The 20,762-nt window shown below is 48.8% G+C and carries 19 protein-coding genes and 1 pseudogene; 8 read left to right on the top strand and 12 right to left on the bottom strand.

Features of this window, described 5'->3' with window-relative positions:
- Positions 1–98: 98 nt before the first annotated feature.
- The 3 genes and pseudogenes from I2H74_RS10305 to I2H74_RS10295 all read right to left on the bottom strand — a co-directional run.
- Positions 99–407, bottom strand: a pseudogene (locus I2H74_RS10305) (nucleoside deaminase); the annotation flags it as partial.
- Positions 408–777: 370 nt separating this feature from the next.
- Positions 778–1,710: a lipoate--protein ligase family protein gene (locus tag I2H74_RS10300; protein ID WP_195574067.1), complete on the bottom strand. Its 933-nt coding sequence runs from the start codon at positions 1,708–1,710 to the stop codon at positions 778–780.
- A 51-nt stretch (positions 1,711–1,761) separates the two neighbouring features.
- Positions 1,762–2,214 (bottom strand): flagellar protein, encoded by a 453-nt coding sequence (locus I2H74_RS10295; protein ID WP_195573864.1) that lies wholly within the window; start codon positions 2,212–2,214, stop codon positions 1,762–1,764.
- A 320-nt stretch (positions 2,215–2,534) separates the two neighbouring features.
- Between I2H74_RS10295 and I2H74_RS10290 the strand changes: the two genes are divergently transcribed.
- Entirely contained in the window at positions 2,535–2,966 is a 432-nt protein-coding gene (locus tag I2H74_RS10290) for an EamA family transporter (protein ID WP_195573863.1), read from the top strand.
- A gap of 205 nt (positions 2,967–3,171) precedes the next feature.
- Here I2H74_RS10290 and I2H74_RS10285 read toward each other — a convergent pair whose 3' ends face one another.
- The 5 genes from I2H74_RS10285 to I2H74_RS10265 all read right to left on the bottom strand — a co-directional run bounded on the left by I2H74_RS10285 (position 3,172) and on the right by I2H74_RS10265 (position 8,395).
- A complete protein-coding gene (locus I2H74_RS10285; protein WP_195573862.1) occupies positions 3,172–3,885 on the bottom strand; it encodes an ankyrin repeat domain-containing protein in 714 nt (237 codons plus the stop codon).
- Between the two features lie 95 nt (positions 3,886–3,980).
- A complete protein-coding gene (locus I2H74_RS10280) occupies positions 3,981–5,477 on the bottom strand; it encodes an S-layer homology domain-containing protein (RefSeq protein ID WP_195573861.1) in 1,497 nt (498 codons plus the stop codon).
- A 119-nt stretch (positions 5,478–5,596) separates the two neighbouring features.
- Positions 5,597–6,289, bottom strand: coding sequence for a response regulator transcription factor (locus I2H74_RS10275; RefSeq protein ID WP_195573860.1), 693 nt, complete (start codon positions 6,287–6,289; stop codon positions 5,597–5,599).
- Positions 6,267–7,763, bottom strand: a complete 1,497-nt coding sequence (locus I2H74_RS10270) for a sensor histidine kinase (protein WP_195573859.1) — start codon at positions 7,761–7,763, stop codon at positions 6,267–6,269. The genes I2H74_RS10275 and I2H74_RS10270 overlap by 23 nt, the downstream gene beginning before the upstream one ends.
- Positions 7,764–7,852: 89 nt before the next feature.
- On the bottom strand, positions 7,853–8,395 hold the full coding sequence (locus I2H74_RS10265; protein WP_195573858.1) for a GNAT family N-acetyltransferase: 543 nt from the start codon (positions 8,393–8,395) through the stop codon (positions 7,853–7,855).
- Between the two features lie 312 nt (positions 8,396–8,707).
- On the opposite strand from I2H74_RS10265, the gene I2H74_RS10260 reads away from it, so the two are divergent.
- The 3 genes from I2H74_RS10260 to I2H74_RS10250 all read left to right on the top strand — a co-directional run bounded on the left by I2H74_RS10260 (position 8,708) and on the right by I2H74_RS10250 (position 11,043).
- A complete protein-coding gene (locus I2H74_RS10260; RefSeq protein ID WP_195573857.1) occupies positions 8,708–9,664 on the top strand; it encodes a 1,4-dihydroxy-2-naphthoate polyprenyltransferase in 957 nt (318 codons plus the stop codon).
- Between the two features lie 55 nt (positions 9,665–9,719).
- A complete protein-coding gene (locus I2H74_RS10255; protein WP_195573856.1) occupies positions 9,720–9,857 on the top strand; it encodes a DUF4023 domain-containing protein in 138 nt (45 codons plus the stop codon).
- 157 nt (positions 9,858–10,014) lie between these two features.
- Positions 10,015–11,043: a tagatose 1,6-diphosphate aldolase gene (locus tag I2H74_RS10250; protein ID WP_195574066.1), complete on the top strand. Its 1,029-nt coding sequence runs from the start codon at positions 10,015–10,017 to the stop codon at positions 11,041–11,043.
- A gap of 121 nt (positions 11,044–11,164) precedes the next feature.
- Here I2H74_RS10250 and I2H74_RS10245 read toward each other — a convergent pair whose 3' ends face one another.
- The 4 genes from I2H74_RS10245 to I2H74_RS10230 all read right to left on the bottom strand — a co-directional run bounded on the left by I2H74_RS10245 (position 11,165) and on the right by I2H74_RS10230 (position 14,173).
- Entirely contained in the window at positions 11,165–11,518 is a 354-nt protein-coding gene (locus tag I2H74_RS10245; protein ID WP_195573855.1) for an MmcQ/YjbR family DNA-binding protein, read from the bottom strand.
- Positions 11,519–11,653: 135 nt separating this feature from the next.
- Positions 11,654–12,001, bottom strand: a complete 348-nt coding sequence (locus tag I2H74_RS10240; protein WP_195573854.1) for a nitrous oxide-stimulated promoter family protein — start codon at positions 11,999–12,001, stop codon at positions 11,654–11,656.
- Positions 12,002–12,101: 100 nt separating this feature from the next.
- Positions 12,102–13,313 (bottom strand): MGDG synthase family glycosyltransferase, encoded by a 1,212-nt coding sequence (locus I2H74_RS10235; RefSeq protein WP_195573853.1) that lies wholly within the window; start codon positions 13,311–13,313, stop codon positions 12,102–12,104.
- 245 nt (positions 13,314–13,558) lie between these two features.
- Positions 13,559–14,173 carry a PH domain-containing protein gene (locus I2H74_RS10230; RefSeq protein ID WP_195573852.1) on the bottom strand — a complete coding sequence of 205 codons (615 nt, stop codon included), beginning with the start codon at positions 14,171–14,173 and terminating at the stop codon, positions 13,559–13,561.
- A gap of 401 nt (positions 14,174–14,574) precedes the next feature.
- Between I2H74_RS10230 and I2H74_RS10225 the strand changes: the two genes are divergently transcribed.
- Genes I2H74_RS10225 through I2H74_RS10210 form a run of 4 tightly spaced genes read left to right on the top strand, consistent with a single transcriptional unit; the run spans position 14,575 to position 20,744 of the window.
- Positions 14,575–15,987: a cytochrome ubiquinol oxidase subunit I gene (locus I2H74_RS10225; protein ID WP_195573851.1), complete on the top strand. Its 1,413-nt coding sequence runs from the start codon at positions 14,575–14,577 to the stop codon at positions 15,985–15,987.
- The gene (cydB, locus tag I2H74_RS10220; RefSeq protein WP_195573850.1) at positions 15,980–16,996 is read left to right on the top strand and encodes a cytochrome d ubiquinol oxidase subunit II; all 1,017 of its coding nucleotides are present in this window, start codon (positions 15,980–15,982) and stop codon (positions 16,994–16,996) included. Before I2H74_RS10225 ends, cydB begins: the two co-directional genes overlap by 8 nt.
- Positions 16,996–18,837 carry a thiol reductant ABC exporter subunit CydD gene (gene cydD / locus I2H74_RS10215; protein WP_195573849.1) on the top strand — a complete coding sequence of 614 codons (1,842 nt, stop codon included), beginning with the start codon at positions 16,996–16,998 and terminating at the stop codon, positions 18,835–18,837. The genes cydB and cydD overlap by 1 nt, the downstream gene beginning before the upstream one ends.
- Positions 18,834–20,744: an amino acid ABC transporter ATP-binding/permease protein gene (locus tag I2H74_RS10210; protein WP_195573848.1), complete on the top strand. Its 1,911-nt coding sequence runs from the start codon at positions 18,834–18,836 to the stop codon at positions 20,742–20,744. The genes cydD and I2H74_RS10210 overlap by 4 nt, the downstream gene beginning before the upstream one ends.
- The last annotated feature ends 18 nt before the right edge of the window (positions 20,745–20,762 follow it).

Here is a 20,762-nt window from a genome sequence, read left to right as displayed (position 1 = left end):
TTTGCAGGAGCCATTTCTTTCGTATAGCGCACAACAAGTGCATCTAAATAGGTAGAAAAAGAGCCGCAATACCAGAGCGGTATTGTGGCTCTATGACGTCATTGCTGCTCTTGCAGCTTGTGGAAGTGCTCGAATAGGTGGTCACAATCCTCGCGAGCTGGGACTTTGACCATGCGAATGACGCTGTCATCCTCGCCCTTCAGATATTTGCGAAGATGCATATCGCTGAAGCCGTGCTTATCAGTATCTTCCGCTGTGCTGCAATAGTAGACCTCCTTGATGCCTGCCCAAATCATAAACGATACGCACATCGGGCATGGCTCGCAGGTAGCGTAAACGGTGCAGCCTTACAGATCCATCGTGCCCAAGGTCTTGCAGGCTTCTCGAACCGCGACTATCTCTGCGTGAGGTCGCTTGATATGAATAATGCCTTGGTCAAAATTGTGCTAGAGGGCGGTGGGATGGAGCAGATCTCGCATGAGCTGTGTGATACGATTCAGAATCCTGTTCTGATTCTGGATCAGGAGAGGAACTGCTCTGTTACTGATAGACAATGCTTGGAGTAGCATAAAGAAGGTAAGAGTAAGCTATATCTCTATAGATAATGAAGCGGAGTAAATGTGATTAAGCGAAAACATAGAAAAAGTCCTCCACAGCAGGACGGAATGGGGGTGAACCCCGATTAGCCGTTACTGGGAGGACTTTTTTATCGTAATCACCGTTAATGGTCAAAATTCGATTCCCTTGATGATGGAACCATGTTTGGTCCATCAAGGGCTAGCTTTCTTCAATGGCATATCGCGTTCGAAGCGTACCCATCATATTGACGATCTCCTCATTCGTAGGCAGCTTCAACCGCGCAGAGGCCGATATCATGCCCGCCTCGGTCTGGCGCTCGCGAACGACGCGCTTGATCGCTTCAATGAAGGTGCCAACAGGACTTTCACCTAGGCCGATCAGCTCCTGCAGGCTTGCTGTGCTGTCGCTCGTTACTTGAGGATAGGATATACGGCTCTCTTGCATAGCTTCCGGTTCCGCTTCGCTGGAGGAAGCCGTCAGGGCCGCCGCTTTACTCGAGTCCTGCTGCGAGGCGATCGCATAGAAGTCATGAACGAACTGTGCGCTTGTCTGACCGCTGCCTTCAATGATAACAAAGGCTTGCACGATGTAGGCATGTGATTGTCTTCGCTGTGCGATACCGCAGAATTTCTTGCCGTTAATGCTCAGGTCGAAATCACCGGGGCAATAGGCCCCCTCAACCTCTCCTGTAGCCACCTTGTAACCCGTCTCCTGAAGCGCGAGCCGAATCAAATGCACCATGCGCTCAAAGTCTTGATGAAAGTGCAGATCGCCCTTGGCGGGCTTCGGCAGAATCAAGGAGATATTGATGACGCCAAGATCAAGCGGCACAGCAGCTCCGCCGGAATTCCGAACCGCTGTAGCATAGCCTTGGGCTTCCAGCCAGTCTTTCGCCTGCTTCGCACTCGGGAGTCGGCTGTCGCGCAGCCCCATGACGAAGGCGCGAGGATGGCGCCATATATGACAGATTGCAGGTCCGCCAGCACCGGTCTCCTTGCACAGCAACTCGTCGAGCGCGAAGGCATATCGAACGTCCTGCGCGCTAATCTCCTGGGTCCGATCCAGCAGAAGCAGCTCATGAAGGCTCGCCTCTACATCCTCTGCTGATGTTAAATATTCTGCTGGCATCATGCCCACCTCTTCTCTTGATCGCTTCATATCCGAAAGATGAGAATCGTGCTTCTATATCCGCTTTGTCCCATGAACCGTATAGCGGTCCGTGGTGTAGCCCTTCTTATGCTGCTCCGGGCGATTGCGGATCTGCTTCGTATCGGGATCATAATCATATCCGTCTTCCAAGAACAGGTTCTTAACCTCAAGATTGAACTTGGCCGCACAATCACGGCATAGATATCCCCGATTAATCTGATGATCGCAGAAATAGCAGCCATAAGTTAGGTTTGGATGTCTGTGAACGTACAGCTTGCCTTCGTTCATATATCGGATGATTTTTTTAACAGGAACCTCTGTAGCTTCACTTAACTCATGAATATTGCTGTCCGGATGGCTCTTCATATACTCATTGCAGCGCGTAAGCTCGGAGCGAATAAAGGCGAAGCATTCCGGGCAAAAGCTGGAGTACGCTTTTTTGTATACCTTTCCGCACCGTTTACAGTTTTCCACCTCTATAGACATGGGTTGCACCTCTTGCTTTCTTGACAGTTCCTATACCTGGATTGTTTATCTAGTATACCTCTTTTATTCCTTAGAGGCACGAACATTGATGAAAGAATAGGAGCTATGCAGCTTATAGAATGATTATCGGCTAAAATTTGAAGGTTGTTAGCTTTCGTGACTCCTATGAGCCGAGAGGTATGGTAATCTTGTAGATGTTCATCATAATCATGATGAGGAGGCAGTCATCCCCATACTTATTTTTTAAGCTTTTGGATAAGAAAAAGGTTAGGAAATGAGCAGTATACATACATAAGATGATCCTATAGGAGGTCAAGGATATGGCAAGCTGGCTATTATATGCACTGCTGTCCGCGGCGATGGCAGCGCTCGTTTCTATTTTCGGAAAGATCGGTTTGCAGCAGGTTGATCCGAACACAGCCACTACAATACGAGCGGCTATCATGATGATTTTTTTGTTCGGGGTTATTGCTGTTCAAGGCAAGCTCGGCCAGATCGGGGAGGTGCTCGCGAACAAGAAGGCGATGCTCTTCATCGTGCTTAGCGGCGTGGCAGGAGCTTTATCCTGGCTGTTTTATTTTATCGCGATTCAAAAAGGCGATGTATCCAAGGTTGCGCCCATCGATAAGCTAAGTGTCGTGCTGGCTGTTGGATTTGCGCTGCTGTTCCTTGGCGAGAAGCTGTCATTCTGGGGGACAATCGGCATTGTATTGATCGCCGTCGGTGTATTTATCACGGCAGTAGCGGCATAACAGGACGAGTTGGACAGGCTCTAGCGAGGAGCTGTCTCATCCTAAAGCGATATATGGTGAATCTCAGTAAGAACGACAAGAAAAACCATCCTTCACGGTGACTACTTCCGTGAAGGATGGTTTTTTAAGTTAGAGAAGGTGAATGGTTTGAAGATGAAGGTTAAGGTTAAGGTATAGCTTCCAATGGGTCACGTTCTATCGCTGCTTACTGCGCGCCAGCTGCAGTAAGCATATCGATCATACGGGTGTACCCGTGCTGCTTCGCATGCTGGAGTGGAGTGATCCCATCGCCATCAGCAAGATTGACATCCGCGCCATGCTGAATGAGCAGCTCCACAATATGTTGATGACGCTCTCCGCCGTCTCCAAGGATGACAGCCTCAAGCAGTGCCGTCCAACCCAGGTTATTGACATGATTGACATTAACATCGGAATGCTCCAGCAATTCCTCCACGATATCGACATGACCGCGGTCCGCAGCGGGAATAAGCGCCGTGCCTCCAAAGCGATTGGTAAGCGTGGTGTCCGCATTCGCCGCAAGGGCTGCCTTCACAATATCAAGCATGCCTTCCGCGCTGGCATATAGAAGCGGGTTGTCGGAACGCTGATCTCGGATGTTAATATCTGCCCCCAGCTCAACCAGCAGGTTGAACACGTTCAACTGCTTATGATGTACCGCTATCATCGCAGGCGTACGGCCGCTGGCGTCAACGGTATTTATATCGGCGCCTTCCTGAATAAGCTGCTTGATCTCTACCTGGTTGCGATTCAATGTGGCTTCAATGAGATCGTCGTTCAGTAGCTTCATGTCTTGACCTCCTTCTATTGCTTGCTGGACTTCCCCAGCCGGAAGATCGGCAGACTGGTCCAGACAGCCTGTAGTCAAGAGAAAAAGGGCGATCATTAGCGCTCTAAGCATCGTCACTCCCCCTCTTCTTGTTTACATCAACAGAGTCATTATTACAACCACTTCATAACGTCAAGACGACAGAAGATCATGTTTAAACACAATGGTTACTTCGATACGAGCGTTACCTCTTCTGCCGTTGCCCATGGTTGTAGGGGCGTTACTTTATAGGTTGTGCCAGGTGCGAGCTTATTGTCATTGGTCAAATTGAACACGCCAGCTGCTCCTTTTCGGCTCGAGTAGACATAGGTAGCGGTTAATTTATCTCCATTTGGAGCTGTCAATACGACGCTTCTTCCCGAGAAAAGTTCATCGCCTGGATCTTTAGACAGCTCGATAGAAAGCGACGATTCGTTAATGGCCTCAGCGCTAGCAATTGTAAGTGGCGCTATTTCCTTGGCTGTAAATGTAGGATTCGCAATCGTTGCCCAATCCGAAGTGACCGTATAGGTTACGCCAGGAGTGAGAACTTGTCCCTCAGGGAGTCTGAATTTCGGCTCTTGGCGTCCATCTGTAGACTGCGTGAATGGAACATACTTCGCTACGATTGGTGCACCGCCTTCCGGCGTGATGGTTACTTCGCGAGCCTGCATTGATGAAATAATATTGTAGGTCACGCCATCAGCTGCAAGGTTCTGATCGACGATAAACGCATTCGCGCCTCTGCCGCCGCTGTAGGCAGAGATAATATAGCCGTAGTCCACAACACCGTTAGCCTTCAACGCTTCAAGCTCAAAGGTATCGTTAGTAACCTGCTCGGCCTTCGTCATGTCAATTCGCTTGGCTTGGCCTTCAAATGAGCCAGCTGCTTTGCCTTTATACGTCAGCGCATAGGACGTTCCAGAAGCCTGCACAGATGTCGGCACAATGTAAGTGGCTTTGGAGCCTGTCATCAGACGCGGCATGTTGGTCAGCGTAAGCCCATTTGTGAATACAAAGTCTGCTTTTGCTTGGTTGAAAGCTTCGTTTGCTGCTGTAAGCGGCTTATCCATCTCTACGATAAGCGTGATCGCGTTTAAGGCTTTTACACTTTTGATCTGAGCATTATCGGATGGAATCGCCGGAAACGCTGCATAGATCAGATAAGCGGCTTCTCCCCGAGAGATGCTTGTATTCGAATCAAGGCTTTGAGCCCAGTAGTCTACAGACTTGATGTCACGTTTCAGGGCCTTCGCAACCATCTGCACCAGCTCATTCTTGGTTACGGTGCCTTGTGGAAGGAAATCACCATCTACAATTCCGAGCTCGGCCATGGCAGCAGCGTATGGCGCATACCAGGCATTAGGCGAGACATGTGCAGGCAGCTTATCCTGTGCTGGAGAAGGATTCAGCTCGAAGGCTTTGACGAGCAGCTTAGACAGCTCAGCCAGAGTAATCGGCTGATCCTCTCGTATCGATTGATCCGGATACCCCTGCATTATTCCCAGCTTGTTAAGCTCCTGGATGGCTTGCTGTATCGTAATGTTAGCGACGCTTGAGACTGCAACTGAACTCTTTGCAGCATGGTTCATAGCCTCCGCATGCCCTGTAGCGAGTGGTACAGCCGTTACACCAAGGGAAGCGGCGATCATGACAGCCGCCCATTTCTTTGTATAGATGTTCATTGTGAAACCCTCCATTCTGTTGAATTAATATCCATAACAGAATGATAAGGGATGAACCTAAACCCTATAGAAACGAAGGATCAATAAAAGATAAACAAAAGATTAAATTTATCTAAACTTCAAACGGTGAAGCGATAGCCCGCGCCCCAAACGGTCTCAATATATTGAGGAGAGGAAGGATCAACCTCCAGCTTCTCGCGCAGCTTGCGAATGTGAACAGTCACGGTAGCAATGTCACCACTGGATTCAAGCCCCCAGATCCGCTCAAACAACTCTTCTTTGCTGAACACACGGTTAGGATGGCTTGCGAGGAAGACGAGAAGGTCGAATTCCTTCGTTGTAAATGTCGTTTCTTCCTCACGAACATAAACGCGGCGTGAAACGCTGTCGATCCGAACCCCTCGAATGACAATTTCATCCTTCTTGTCTTCGAGCTGCTTGCTTATCAGCCGTTCATAACGATTCAGATGGGCTTTCGCCCGCGCCACGAGCTCGCTTGGACTGAACGGCTTCGTGATGTAGTCATCCGCACCGAGATTGAAGGCGCGGATCTTATCGACCTCTTCCTTTTTCGCGGACACGATCAGGATCGGAACTTCCTTGCGCTCTCTAACGTTCCTGCAGAGCTCGAAGCCATCCATGCCAGGCAGCTGAAGATCAATAATGATAAGGTCATAATCTTCATGCAGTGCTTGATTCAAGCCCTCTTGTCCTGTCAAGGCACAGTCCACCGCAAAGTTATGCAATTCAAAATAATCGCGCTGCAGCATCGCTATGGCAGCTTCATCCTCAATGATCAAGATTCGTTTCATTCGAAGTCCTCTCCTTAGGCCTTGCTTTGTTCAGTCGGAAAAATAAGCTTGTCCCTTTGCCTTGCTCGCTTGAAGCCCATATCTCTCCGCCATGCCCATCGATAATTTGTCTAGCGATGGCAAGCCCAAGCCCGCTGCCGCCGCTCGCTGAATTGCGAGAAGGTTCTGCACGATAGAAGCGCTCGAAGATATGGGAGATCGCTTCCTTTGGTATCCCGATTCCGTTGTCCTTGATCTCTACCGTCACCGATTCGTGATCAGAATGGAGGGATAGCTGAATGCTCTTCTCAGACTTGTCCATATACTGTACCGCGTTCATGATGATATTGAGAATGACGCGCTTCATTTTTTCTAGATCAAGCATGACCTCCACTGGCTCATCCTTATTTAGATCCCACTCCAGATGTATTCCTTTGCTCTCAAGGTCATAGGACAGCTCCTCCATGCAATCTTCCAGGAAGCGTCTCATATCGACCTGCTGGAAGTTAAACGGAACCTGCTTCAAATCCAGCTTCGAATACAAAAACAGCTCGTCCACTAATCGATCCAGATCGACGGCCTTTGAATAGATCATATGAACATAGCGCTCCATCTTCTCCGGCGTATCCGCAACGCCGTCGCGAATGCCCTCGACATAGCCCTTGATCGTTGTAATCGGAGTTCTGAGATCGTGAGAGATATTGGAGATCAGTTCCTTGCGATTCTCTTCATAGTGAAACCTTAGGTCCACGGATTCCTGAAGCCTAAGCCTCATGCTTTCGAATGCTTCGTTCAGCTGGCCGATCTCATCTTTTTCACAGAGTTCAAGCTTGAAATTCAGATTGCCGTCCTTAATATGATTGGCGGAATCGCGAAGCAGGTTCAAGCGATTCACGACCGTTTTCGTGATCCAACGATACAATAATAGATTGGCAAGGATCAGAACACCTGCCAGCAAGACAAGCAGAATCGGGAGCAATCTTCTCGTCATCTCTCCAAATGGACTGCGTTCACGAATGACAAACACACTGCCTCTCTGGCCGTCAGAAAAGGAAAAGTCGTATTTCGCGTAGGAATAGAAGCGCTCGTCGACGTTGAAAGTGTTTCGAATCTGATTATTATTCAGATCGTAGTCGGGCAGGGCATGGTCCATATTCGGCTGGTGGAACGTATAGGACTTGAATAGAGTCTCCTTCTCACGACGTACGTATAGAGCTGCCTGCTCGATGCGAAGCTTGAAGTCATACTCTTCGAGCAGATCTTTATCGAGAAGCTGATCCGGATTTTTTTTGGCGATAGACTTTAATTCCAGAAAGATCGATTCTTCTTGTTCGGTCAGGGGATTCAATTGGTAATGCACTTTATAGAAATCTTTTAAACTATGAATATCGCCTGTGATTGCGACGGTGATTAGAATCGCAGTCAAGGCAAACATGACAAGACTGATAACAAGCATGCCTGTGTACGATAACAGCAGCTTGATGCGAATGGACATGTCGTTGTCGCCTCCCCATATAGCGCAAAGGATCTTCTGCAAGTTGAAGATCCTTTCAAATAACTCTAGCTATAGTACCTGGATAAATCTTAACGTTGATGGGTTTGTGGCTGTTCAAATAAATGAAAGCCTTTTACGCTTCCGCGATAGATCATGCCAAAGCTGTTATAGAAGCGATACAGCGCATCGTTGCTTTCGATGCAGTCAAGTCGAACGTTGGATTTGCCTTCAATCTCGATGCCTTGATGAACCCAGGCTAGAATGTTGGCGCCTAAGCCTTGTCCTGCATACTCGCGATTAATCGCGAGGCGATGAACGTAGATCGACTCCTCGTGGCCAGTCTCGCCCCATAGATTCATATCCCATGCGCTAGGCTCTGTCAGAAGAATCACCATTCCCGCAATCTTGTCCCCATCTTTGAAGAGGAAGACATCGCCGCGAGCAATGGCATCGCCCGTGCCATGGACATCATGCCCTTCCAGCAGCGCGCTCCACTGTGAGGAGCCTTGCGCTTGCAGCCATTTAGCGGTCTCAAGGAGCAGATTCAGGATATCCTGAGTGTCCTCACTCGTGGCTTGCTGCACATGGAAAGAAGGCGGCAGCTCTTGTTGGTTGATTCGGAAACGCTTCATAAGGACACTCCTTTTTAACCATATAAGAGATTGAGAATACTCCGAGACGAAATCGTCATCCTTATCGGAGATAAAAACAACAGCTAATGTAGACTATATTATAGCGTGTCCAGCTTACAGTTACACATCATGATTTTGTAATAAAGGATGAAGTCGGCTGAGAAGGCATGAGCAGGCAATAAAGAAAAAGATTACGTTTTTTATTTTTTTCAGTGTGAAAATCAGCACAATCCAGTATAATGCACATGATAAAGCTTTACCGATGAAAGATTAAATATGCAGATGTTTGTCTGATGTAAAGGAGTATGTTTCATGTTGACTCGTTACCTGCAGCTCGTAGAGATCAAGACCAAGACCGCCAGTATGATTCCATTTGCGATTGGAACGCTGTACGCGCTGCTTCGGTTCGATACGTTTCAGGTCTCTCATTTCCTGCTGATGCTAGTATCCTTGCTTTGCTTTGACATGGCGACAACAGCCATTAATAACTATTATGATTATAAAAAAGCAGTGAAGAAGCATGGATACGGTTATGAGGTGCATAATGCGATTGTGAAGTACGGCATGAAAGAGGGAACCGTAGTCTTCATTATCGCCACATTGCTGATTGTTGCGATTTGGACGGGAGTTGTATTATATCTAAACACGGATCTCTTGATCTTGCTGCTGGGCGGCTTATCCTTCCTAGTGGGCTTTCTGTACTCTCTCGGACCGATTCCGATTTCTCGCATGCCATTAGGGGAGATCTTCTCCGGATTGTTCATGGGCTTTGTTATCATCTTTATCTCTGCTTACATTCACGCAGAACCTGGACAGCTGATCGATGTCCTTTATCATCAAGGAGCGCTTGATGTTCATATCAATATTTTGGAGGTCATCCTCGTCTTCTGGATCTCGATTCCTGCCATTATGGGCATCGCGAATATTATGCTGGCAAACAATATCAGCGATATGGAGGATGACATCGAGAATCGCAGATATACGCTGCCTGTGTATATTGGCAAGCATAACGCCCTGCTGCTGTTCCGTTATGCGTATGTCTTTTCATACTTTGATCTTATTGCTTTATACCTGCTCGGTGTTCATCCGATTCTGCTCTTGCTCTTGCTCTTTACCTTCATTCCAGTTCACCGCAATATTAAGGCTTTTGAAGCGCTGCAGACGAAGAAGGATACGTTTATTCTGGCCGTACGGAACTTTGTTATGTTAAATGTCAGCCGGATCGTCGTCCTTGTCTTGACTCTGCTTCTCCAAGTTTGGTTCTCATGAGTTGTCCCTGAATTGGATATCCTAATCTGCGAATAGCCGTTAGAGGAGGATATCGATGGATAACAGCAGCACACATGAGTTTGTAGAAAAGGTTCACAATAACCAGGAAAAAGCGCGAAAGAATCAACAGCGCTTCGGCAAGGGGACGCCTGGGGACAAGCTTCCCGGCAAGCAGCACAGCACCAATAAATAACCTTGTTTTCAACCCTCTCTTGAGCTATTAAAGAGAGGGTTATTCAATATAATGCCATATTTTTTGTAGTAAGAATGATTAATCGAACGTGAACGGCTTTAAATAATGGATATGACATTAATGACATTGGATAATGAGAAGAGGGGAGTGCATGAACATGCCTACAAGAATGACAAAAGGAAAATATGAAGCCATGCAGCGCTTAAGCAATAAGCAGGGGCTTATTGTTGCGACAGCGCTTGACCAACGGGGTTCCTTGCAAAAGATGCTGTCTGAGGCAATGGGATCCACCGCCACTGCTCAGCAGGTAGAGGAGTTTAAAGAGCTAGTCACGGAAGAATTGACGCCTTATTCCACTGCGATTCTCCTAGACCCGGAATATGGCTGGAAGCCAGCCAAAGCAAGAGATCAGCATGCAGGGCTGTTGATGGCTTACGAGAAGACAGGCTATGACGCCGAAATCCCCGGAAGACTTCCGGATTTGCTGCCAGAATGGTCCGTTCAGCGCTATGTCGAGAAAGGGGCGGATGCAATCAAGATATTGATGTATTATGACCCTGACGACACCGCCGAGATCAACGATCAGAAGCATGCCTTCGTAGAACGGGTTGGAGCGGAATGTGTAGCGAACGATATTCCATTCTTCTTTGAGTTTGTCACATACAGCGATCAGATTCCAGATGCGAAGAGCGCTGCATTTGCGGCAGCTAAGCCGGATAAAGTAAAGAAGAGCATGCATGAATTCACGCAGGACAAGTATCATATTGACGTGCTGAAGGTTGAGGTCCCTGTCAATATGACGTATGTATCTGGCACCGAAGCGAATCGTGGACATGAGGCAGAAGCGGTGTACACCCGTGAAGAGGCGCTGCAGCACTTTACGGATACTGCATCGATTGCGACTGTTCCGTTTATTTACTTAAGTGCAGGTGTATCGAATGCTGATTTCATTGAAACGATGCAGCTTGCGGGCGAAGCGGGGACCCCGTTCTCCGGCGTGCTGTGCGGACGGGCAACCTGGAAGGATGGCATTGAGATCTACGGCAAGCAAGGAGCGGAAGGTCTACGCGCATGGCTGCGCGCAGAAGGCGTACATCGGATGAAGCATCTTGCTGAGGTGTTGAATGATGCCGCATTGCCTTGGTGGGACATTTATGGGGGCAAGGACAACTTAGAAATCGTGTAATCAAATAAGCAAATGAGATATAAAAAAAGCATTTCCTCTGCTGGCTGAGCGAGACTAGAATGAAGTCTAGCACTGCTGCATCGGGAAATGCTTTTTTACTGGTTGTCGTTGAACATTTTGGCTATATCGCTGCATGAATAAGTTCCTTCTCCGCGCGGGTTAAACTTTTATATACAAGCTCGTAGGAATGATCTATCAGCGTGCTAATCTCTTGCTCACCGAGCGTTCCCGTGAGCACGACGGTATTCCAATGCTTTTTGTTCAAATGATAGCCAGGCACGACTTCTTCAAACTGCTCGCGAAGGGACTGCGCCCGGAAGGGATCGCACTTTAGGCTTGCGCTTGGCTTGCCTTCATGCTGGCCGAATAAAGCAAACATCTTGCTGCCTACCTTCATCACAGGCGTATGGTGATCAAAAGGATAGGTTAGGGTTGTTCCAGGCTTCGTTAGGCAGTAATCAATCCATTGCTGCATAGATGCTCCTCCTATTGTTCAATAATAACATTATACTGGAGAAACCCTTTATTTGTAAGATGCTGCAAAGCTTTCTTTCCCTAGGCACCACTAATCACGGCTGCTCCCCTTTGAAAAGTCTTCGATAGACGTTCTTCACATCGTCTTGTTCTTTTTGTTTTTAGGATGCTCGGGAGCGGGCTTAAGATTTTTGAGCATATGCTGGATAGCCAGGATTGGATGCTTGTAGGTCATGCGAGGTCCGGCATATCTCATCACCTGCTTGATCTGAGTCTTTCGTTCAGGCTTGTAGCAATGGATGGGGCATTTCTCACAAGTTGACTTTTCCTCTCCAAATACGCAGTAATCAAGTCGTTTGTGTGCATAACGAAGCAGCTCTTCACAAGACTCGCATAGCACTTTACCGTGATGAGCAGCACAATAGATCCTGATCATTTGCTCAACCGTTTGCTTCTCTCTTTGGATGCGTGGGCCGTTGTTCATAACAGCTCATCTCCTCTTTCGTGCAGATTATCCATCTATTATACGGGATGGCGAACTGGACAAGAGTGAGCTTGTTAACAGCAGGACGCTGTTGTTTGAATTAAACGGTTCGGCGCAGCCACTTCTTCATCAGCACAGGCGTATGAACCGGTTGATCGCGCAGCTCCAGCATCAGGGCAAGAGCATCGCCTTTCATCTTGCTTCGTTCCTCTGCTGCACGCTCACTCATCTTCTCTAGAAGCGATGGGTGTTCTGCGAGCTCGGAAAGAATATACGTGAGATGCGCAGCATTGTGAGCACATTGCGCAAGACCATTATGGACCAGGTAGCGAATATTATCCTGCTCCTGTCCTGGCAAAGGCTTATACACGATAAGCGGCAGCTGGAGAGCCATCGCTTCAGCTGTTGTGACACCACCTGACTTTGTAATCATTACATCCGATAACGCCATTAGCTCGTGAATGTCCTGCACATAGCCTTTTACATGAATGGACAGCGAGGTAGTGGCGGACCAAGCGTCCAGTTGATGGCGCAGCTTCTCGTTGCTGCCGCATACGATAATGAATTGGGTCTTCTCTGTCAGCTCGGGAACCGAATACTCCAGGTTCTCAAGCATGGAGGGATCCATTAGACCGCAGCCTCCACCCATAAGCAGAACGGTCATCTTATCTTGGGACAGTCCGTGCTTCTCGCGCAACGCGACCTTGTCGTAGGTCTCGTAGAACGGCGGGCGAACAGGAATGCCAGTCACTTCGATGGATTTAGGATCGATTCCTTGTGCGATCAGCATGCGTCTTGCATTGTCTGATCCAACCATATAGAGATCCGTATAAGGGTACAGCCAGAAGCTGTGATCTGTATGGTCTGTAATGACGGTAATGGAAGGAACCGATACAACGCCCTTCTCCTTAAGCTTCGATACCGCAGCACTAGCCGCCGGGAAGGTGCTGACGATGACGTCAGGCTTCGAATCTTGAATCAGTTTTGTGAGCGGTTTAAGGCTGGTAAACCGAACACGCTTTATCATTTGGGCCAGCATGCGGTCTTTGCGTGTCATTTCAAAAGCCATACCGTACATGCTAGGCAGCATTTTTAAAAATTGAATGAAGCAGTACGAACCCACTCCGTGCAGATGAGGAGCAACTTGCTCCAAATAATCCACGATCTGCACATCCACCTGACGGCCGAATCGACGAGCAGCGGTATCGCGAATCGCGTTCGCTGTCTGAATATGACCGTGTCCAATAGAGCCGGTTAGGACGAGCACCTTAACAGGCTGCTGCTTGGCTGGTGTCTCCATCCGTGAGTACATCTTCAACACTCCTTTTAATCATAGGAACGTGCGCACAGCACGTCATGACCCCGTTATTGTCTATACTTACATCCTACCCGATAGCACTTATTGGATAAACAGTCCGCGGGTTGGTTCTACTCCTAGACCTGCGGCGGGTATAAGCAATAGAAGAGGCCCGCTGACTAGATTAACAGCTTGTGGGTGCAAGAGCAATCTAGAAGCAGGCCTTTACTTCCATTATAGGTGGGTAGATACGGGGTTAATCACTGATTAATAAATTTTTCAAAAACGAAGCCGAAATCTTTAACCTTGTATTTCTTGTGAGATTCCGTAAGCCATGCAAAAGCAAGCTCGTTAATGCTCTTGAACTGCTCAGGGATATTCCCATCGAGCTTATTGACAGAGCTTAAAGTATTTACGGCAACATTCAAGCTTTGATTGGCATATTCGAGATGCTGATCATTCTCGTGGCACAGCTCGGCGATATGTATGAGTGCTTTGTACAGGTCCTTAAGCTCTTCAATATGCTTCTTATGGACATCAATATGGAAGCTCGCGTGTCCGATCGTGAAGCTGATCTCTGCATCCAGGTCGACGGTTCCCGCCGTTTCCAAAAAGACATTGGAGATGCGATGCGTACCATAGGAATAACGATGAAGCACACGCTTTTTGCTTGTAGCGCTCGTTCCGTCCAGATGAATCAAGGCTTTGTTGGTGAAGCAATACTCGTCAGATTTGGATTTGATCAAGAAATAAATCTTCTCCTGATCCTCATGCATCACATAATCATCGGTATCTACCTTATCGTAATTCTCCGGACGTATAACCGATCCTACATCACTGATGCCGAGAATATCGGCGGCTACCTTTCCAAACATGAACATCACTCCTTAAAATTTATAGTAAAAAATGGAATATCACTGTCATTATATCTTAATTGGATCGAAAACGCAGGATAAATTTAGGTAAAAATTCTAGTCGGAAAATGCTGGTTTTGCGTAATCTTCAATGCTTTTTTATAGCTTTATAAAAGGCAATTGTAACAATTGCGTGTCCTTTAACAGAAAGTTCAGGAAGTAACCCTTTTCACGTACTTAATTGTGATTTTTGTCACACTATTCGAGTGATTTTTTTGACACAATAGCGATGATTCTTTATGACAGCCATTTAGTCGCCTTACAAATGAAGCATGAACAGCTTCTAGGTGACCACGAAATATAGACAAAAGTAGCGGTCATTTAGAGCTGATGAACAAAAAGATGAGAAGGGTGGAACACACATGGATACGGTCATGCTATCGCGGCTTCAGTTTGCCTCGACCACGATCTTTCACTTTATTTTTGTCCCGTTGTCGATTGGATTGGCGCTGCTCCTTGCTATCATGCAGACGATGTATGTAGTAAAGGGAGATGAGCGGTACAAGACGATGACAAAGTTTTGGGGAAAGCTATTCCTTATTAACTTTGCAGTCGGTGTTGTTACAGGTATTATTCAAGAATTCCAATTCGGAATGAACTGGTCGGATTATTCGCGCTTTGTTGGTGATGTCTTCGGAGCACCGCTTGCGATTGAGGCACTTGCTGCCTTCTTTATGGAATCGACCTTTATTGGTCTATGGATCTTCGGTTGGGATCGTCTCTCGAAGAAGGTTCACTTGGTTTGTATCTGGCTCGTTGCGTTCGGTACAACATTGTCTGCTTTCTGGATTCTTGCAGCGAACTCCTTTATGCAGCGTCCAGTTGGCTTCGAGGTTGTGAATGGACGTGCGGAGATGAACGATTTCTTCGCGTTGATTACAAATGGGCAGCTCTTGGTAGAGTTCCCGCATACCATCTTCTCCGCGTTTGCAACAGGTGCATTCCTGATCGCAGGTATCAGCGCACTGAAGCTGTTGAAGAAGAAGGATATGGAGTTCTTTAAGAAATCATTCCATATCAGCATCATCGTTGCTTTGGCATCTTCCATTCTTGTAGCGTTGTTCGGTCACCAGCAGGCTCAATATCTGGTGCATACACAGCCAATGAAGATGGCAGCGGCAGAAGGCTTGTGGGAAAATAGTGGTGATCCTGCCGCATGGACGGTATGGGCTTCCATTGATCCTGATAAACAGGAAAGCTCGAAAGAGTTCAAGATTCCTTATGCGCTCAGCTTCTTATCATACAGTAAGTTCTCCGGTGAGGTTGTCGGAATGAAGCAGCTGCAGGCTGAATATGAACAGGCCTACGGCGAAGGCAACTATATTCCACCGGTTCGCACGACGTTCTGGAGCTTCCGCATCATGGTAGCATGCGGTACGATTATGATCTTGCTTGCAGCATACGGCTTGTACCTGTCTTCCCGTAAAAAGCTGGATCAGAAGAATACTTGGTTCTACCGCTTCATGGTAGCGGCGATCTTCATGCCGATTGTCGCGAATACGGCAGGATGGATCATGACAGAGATCGGCCGTCAGCCGTGGACCGTATTCGGATTGCTTCGTACGGAGGATAGTGTGTCTCCGTCGGTCACTTCAGGTGAAGTGCTCTTCTCCTTGATCTCCTTTACTGCGATCTTTACTGCGATTTACACGATCCTTGCTATCTTGCTGGTATACCTGTTCGTGAAGGTGATTAAGAAGGGGCCAAATGCAGCAGTAGAGAAGACGGAGAAGATTACAAGCGATCCATTCGCAAGGGAGGGTCTCCATGTTTGAGTTAAGTGAACTGTGGTTTGTTCTCGTTGGCGTGTTGTTCGTCGGCTTCTTCTTCCTTGAGGGATTTGACTTTGGTGTAGGGATGTCCACGGCGTTCTTGGCTAAGACAGATGGGGAGAAGCGCGTGCTGATCAACTCCATCGGGCCATTCTGGGATGCGAACGAGGTATGGCTTCTCACAGCAGGCGGTGCCATGTTTGCAGCCTTCCCGCATTGGTATGCAACGATGTTCAGCGGCTTCTACCTGCCACTCGTTGTCGTGCTGCTAGCTTTGATTGGACGCGGGGTAGCCTTTGAATTCCGCGGAAAAGGCGAGACCGAAACATGGAAAAAGGCGTGGGATATTGTCATTCTGCTTGGCAGCATGCTGCCTCCATTCCTATTCGGTGTTGTATTTGCGAATCTGATGCAGGGCTTGCCGATCGATCAGCATATGGAGATGCAAGCGGGCATCTTTGATGTTGTTAATCTATATACGGTGCTTGGCGGTGTTGCCGTAACTGTATTGTGCCTTGTCCATGGCCTGATGTTCATCTCGCTTCGTACAGTTGGGGAGCTTCGTGATCGTGCTCGCGCGCAAGCGAAGATGCTTCTCATTCCATTAGCTGTATTGTTTGTTGCTTTTGCAGCCATGACCGTTATCAAAACGGAAATGTTCGATGCAAGAGGCGTTGTATTGAGCGTTATGGCGGTGCTTGGCGTCGTTGCCTTTGTCTTGGCAGGGTATTTTATGTCCAAGAAGAAGGACGGCTGGGCATTCGGCATGACCGGAACCGTCATCGCGCTTGCGATCTCCGGCGTATTTGTGGGCTTGTTCCCGAATATTATGATTAGTACTATTGATGAAGCATTCAATTTGACCGTATATAACGCTGCTTCCGGGGCATACTCCTTGAAGGTTATGACCATTGTGGCGTTGTCGCTCCTTCCATTTGTTCTGGCTTACCAGATTTGGAGCTACTTTGTTTTCCATAAACGGGTTCATGAAAAGGAGCATTTGGAGTACTGATGGGAAAAGGACTTCGCTTTCGCGGGATAAGACAAATTCAAATGATTATTGCAATCTTAACCGTTATTCAGAGCGGGTCGATTCTATATATGGCGATGGGGCTTGCGAAGGTGATTTCGCAGCTCTTCGCCGGATCAAGTCTACAGGAGCAGTCAGGATGGATCTCCATATTCCTGGCTGCTTTTGCTATACGTCAGCTGACGAATGTCCTGATCCAGCGTATTAGCTATCGCTACGCCGAGAAGACGGGAAGAGAGCTTCGCAGAACATTGATGGAGAAGCTGTTCCGATTTGGACCACGGCTTGCCAAGTCAGAAGGAACAGGTAATCTCGTAACCTTGGTGTTGGACGGCTTCTCGCAGTTTCGCACTTTCCTTGAGCTGTTTATTCCCCGCATGATGTCAACGGCGATTACGCCCGTCATCGTGTGGGTGTTTATTCTTGTGCATGATCGTATTGCTGCACTCATCCTTGCTGTCACGATGCCGATTCTCATCGCCTTTATGATCCTGCTTGGATTGGCAGCGAAGCTGCAAATGGATCGGCAGTGGGAAAGCTATCGTGTTCTTTCCAATCACTTTGTCGATTCACTGAGAGGACTCGAGACGCTCAAGATGCTGGGCCTAAGCAAACGCCACAGCGAATCGATTGAGCGCGTGAGCGACAGCTATCGCAGCGCGACGATGAAGACGCTGAGAGTTGCGTTCTTATCCTCCTTCGCGCTCGACTTCTTCACGATGCTGTCCGTAGCATCGGTTGCGGTAAGCTTGGGGCTTCGCCTTATTAACGGCACCATGCTGCTCGAGCCGGCGCTGCTCGTGCTCATTCTGGCGCCAGAGTACTTCCTTCCCGTCCGCATGATGGGAGCAGATTATCATGCGACCTTAAAAGGAAAGGAAGCGGGTAAAGCCATTCAAGACTTGATCGCGGAAGCGTCGAAGCAGGATCTTAGCGGCGAAGGGAAGCTCATCGCCGCGGAAGCGACCGGGTCGGATGATCGGAAGAGAGACCAAAGCACATCAGCACTCTCTCCGTTTAATATGACGGATCATTCCAAAGGGCGAGATGACATCGCATCTGCTGGGAAATGGTCATGGCATGACCATAGTGTGCTGAAGCTATCCAGCATTGGTGTTAAGCATCAAGAAGAGGGGCCAGCCTCGATGGAGGACATCACGGTTGAGATCCGCGGCATGAAGCGCATTGGCGTCATTGGCTCAAGCGGCGCGGGCAAATCGACCTTGATCGATGTGCTTGGCGGCTTCCTTCATCCAACCTCCGGTACGATTGAGTTGGATGGGAAGTCCTTGGCAACGCTTGGTGTTGAGGGCTGGCGGGAGCAAATTACGTATATCCCGCAGCAGCCTTATCTATTTAGCAGCACGTTAAAAGAGAATGTAAGCTTCTATCAGCCGGCGGCTTCTGATCAAGAGATTCAAACAGCCATTCAAAATGCCGGGCTAGCGGAAGTCGCCAAAAACCTGCCGGAAGGATTCAATACGCCAATCGGAGGCGGAGGGCGGCGATTGAGTGGCGGGCAGGAGCAGCGCGTAGCTCTTGCTCGTGCCTTCTTAGGCAATCGACCGATCATGCTGCTTGACGAGCCGACCGCTCACCTGGATGTTGAGACGGAATATGAGCTGAAGGAAACGATGCTGCCTTTATTCCAAGATAAGCTGGTGATTCTCGCGACTCATCGCCTGCACTGGATGCTCGATATGGATCTTATTATCGTCATGAGTCAGGGTCGGGTCGCGGAGATCGGGACACATGAAGAACTGCTCGAAAAGAAAGGTGCATATATGCAGCTGATACGAGCGCAAGAGGAGGGGTGGACATGAAGCGAGAACAATGGTTCAAGCCGTATATTCGAGCTTATTATGGGCGTTTCGCTTTGACGATCCTGCTCGGCGTGCTGACCGTAGGCATGGCGGGAGCGCTCATGTTCACCTCAGGCATGCTGATCTCTAAGTCAGCTCTTCGCCCGGAAAATATCCTCATGGTGTATGTCCCCACGGTATTAGTCCGTACCTTCGGGATTGGGCGTGCCGTATCCCACTATGTGGAGAGGCTCGTGGGTCATGATGCGATTCTTCGTGTTCTATCCGATATGCGGGTGCGATTATATCGCGTGCTGGAGCCGCAGGCCTTGTTCCTTCGCTCTCGCTATCGCACGGGCGACATTCTGGGGACGCTAGCGGATGACATTGAATATTTGCAGAATGTATATATGCGCACCGTGTTTCCTAGCATTATTGCGCTTGTCACGTATGGCATACTCATCGCTGCGCTTGGTTATTTCGATGGAGTGTTCGCGGCGTTGATGGCTTTGTATATGTTTGTGCTCATTGCGATTCTGCCGATCGTATCCCTGATGATCACGCGCGTCAAGCACCGTCAGATGAAACAGCAGCGTAACGGGCTGTATCAGCGGCTTACGGATGCCGTGCTGGGACTTGGCGATTGGGTCATTAGCGGTCGCTCTCAGGCTTTTGTGGACTCTTACGAGGAAGATGAGGCGAGAGTAGCTGCGATTGAACGCTCTATTAACACGTTTAGCCGATGGCGGATGTTTACGGCACAGCTCGTAGTCGGGCTTATGGTCGTCTCCATGATCTACTGGGCAGGAGGGCAATATGCCGATGGCCGCATGCCGGTCTACTTGATTGCCGCCTTCGTACTGGTCGTGATACCGCTCATGGATGCGTTCCTGCCCATCTCGGAAGCGATTGAAAAGATTCCACAGTACCAGGATTCGGTGGAACGGCTTGTACGGATGGAGCAGGAAGCCCCGGCATCAGTGTCGATAGGAGAGTCTAAGCAATCGATCCATGGAGCAACACAAGATCGCTCTACAGACCGAGGCGCGCAGTCTCACATGGATGCTTTAGAGCGCAAGGAATGGGCTCAAGCTGGATCGGGCTCAGCGTATTCGATTACGGAGCAAGGACGAATGACAGTGAGACTTTCGACAAAAGACGGAGTGCCGGCAGTACCTGACGCTTCCACCTACCCCGTATACTTAGAGCAGGTCTCCTTCAGCTATGAAGGGGAAGCCAGTAAGAGTGTAGACGGACTCACGCTTCAGGTAGAGGCAGGCAAGAAGATCGCGATTATTGGCCGCAGCGGCGCGGGCAAGTCAACGCTCCTGAAGCTGATTCAAGGCGCGATTACCCCTTCACAGGGGAGGGTGCTGGTTCAAGGCAAAGACGCCGCATCTTATGGGGACGATATCTCCGCTGTTATTGGTGTGCTGAACCAAAGTCCGCATCTGTTCGATACGACGGTCAGCAACAACATTCGCCTCGGTCGCTTGGAGGCAAGCGATGAGGAGATTCGAGAGGCCTGCGAGCAGGTGAAGCTCGGGGCGCTTATGGATTCCCTGCCTCAAGGGATCGATACCCCAATGCATGAGGCGGGGCAGCGCTTCTCCGGCGGGGAACGGCAGCGCGTCGCGCTAGCGCGCATACTGCTTCAGCATACGCCGATTGTCATCATGGATGAGCCGACCGTAGGGCTTGATCCTATTACAGAGCGCGAGCTGCTTCGCACGGTATTCGACGTGATGAGGGAGAAGACCTTGATCTGGATCACGCATCATCTAGCCTCAGTGGAGCAGATGGATGAGATTATCTTTATGGATGAGGGCCGCATCATCATGCGCGGGTCGCATGCCGAACTGATGGAGCGGGAGCCTCGCTACCGCAGGCTATATGAGCTGGATCGGCCATTTACGCTCGGGGCTTAAGCGAAGCGATTGGATCAA

Source organism: Paenibacillus sp. 1001270B_150601_E10 (assembly GCF_015558675.1).
Taxonomy (GTDB): Bacteria; Bacillota; Bacilli; order Paenibacillales; family Paenibacillaceae; genus Paenibacillus_B.
Note: the sequence above shows the minus strand (reverse complement) of the source record. Positions and strands in the feature narration are given on the sequence as shown.

Excerpts from the sequence above, each read along its gene's own strand:
- cydB (WP_195573850.1), top strand. The coding sequence starts at position 15,980 with ATGTTTGAGTTAAGTGAACTGTGGTTTGTTCTCGTTGGCGTGTTGTTC.
- I2H74_RS10275 (WP_195573860.1), bottom strand. The coding sequence starts at position 6,289 with ATGAAACGAATCTTGATCATTGAGGATGAAGCTGCCATAGCGATGCTG.
- I2H74_RS10295 (WP_195573864.1), bottom strand. The coding sequence starts at position 2,214 with ATGTCTATAGAGGTGGAAAACTGTAAACGGTGCGGAAAGGTATACAAA.
- I2H74_RS10235 (WP_195573853.1), bottom strand. The coding sequence starts at position 13,313 with ATGTACTCACGGATGGAGACACCAGCCAAGCAGCAGCCTGTTAAGGTG.
- I2H74_RS10245 (WP_195573855.1), bottom strand. The coding sequence starts at position 11,518 with ATGCAGCAATGGATTGATTACTGCCTAACGAAGCCTGGAACAACCCTA.
- I2H74_RS10270 (WP_195573859.1), bottom strand. The coding sequence starts at position 7,763 with ATGTCCATTCGCATCAAGCTGCTGTTATCGTACACAGGCATGCTTGTT.
- I2H74_RS10290 (WP_195573863.1), top strand. The coding sequence starts at position 2,535 with ATGGCAAGCTGGCTATTATATGCACTGCTGTCCGCGGCGATGGCAGCG.
- I2H74_RS10280 (WP_195573861.1), bottom strand. The coding sequence starts at position 5,477 with ATGAACATCTATACAAAGAAATGGGCGGCTGTCATGATCGCCGCTTCC.
- cydD (WP_195573849.1), top strand. The coding sequence starts at position 16,996 with ATGGGAAAAGGACTTCGCTTTCGCGGGATAAGACAAATTCAAATGATT.
- I2H74_RS10300 (WP_195574067.1), bottom strand. The coding sequence starts at position 1,710 with ATGATGCCAGCAGAATATTTAACATCAGCAGAGGATGTAGAGGCGAGC.
- I2H74_RS10225 (WP_195573851.1), top strand. The coding sequence starts at position 14,575 with ATGGATACGGTCATGCTATCGCGGCTTCAGTTTGCCTCGACCACGATC.
- I2H74_RS10250 (WP_195574066.1), top strand. The coding sequence starts at position 10,015 with ATGCCTACAAGAATGACAAAAGGAAAATATGAAGCCATGCAGCGCTTA.
- I2H74_RS10210 (WP_195573848.1), top strand. The coding sequence starts at position 18,834 with ATGAAGCGAGAACAATGGTTCAAGCCGTATATTCGAGCTTATTATGGG.
- I2H74_RS10230 (WP_195573852.1), bottom strand. The coding sequence starts at position 14,173 with ATGTTTGGAAAGGTAGCCGCCGATATTCTCGGCATCAGTGATGTAGGA.
- I2H74_RS10285 (WP_195573862.1), bottom strand. The coding sequence starts at position 3,885 with ATGCTTAGAGCGCTAATGATCGCCCTTTTTCTCTTGACTACAGGCTGT.
- I2H74_RS10255 (WP_195573856.1), top strand. The coding sequence starts at position 9,720 with ATGGATAACAGCAGCACACATGAGTTTGTAGAAAAGGTTCACAATAAC.
- I2H74_RS10240 (WP_195573854.1), bottom strand. The coding sequence starts at position 12,001 with ATGAACAACGGCCCACGCATCCAAAGAGAGAAGCAAACGGTTGAGCAA.
- I2H74_RS10265 (WP_195573858.1), bottom strand. The coding sequence starts at position 8,395 with ATGAAGCGTTTCCGAATCAACCAACAAGAGCTGCCGCCTTCTTTCCAT.
- I2H74_RS10260 (WP_195573857.1), top strand. The coding sequence starts at position 8,708 with ATGTTGACTCGTTACCTGCAGCTCGTAGAGATCAAGACCAAGACCGCC.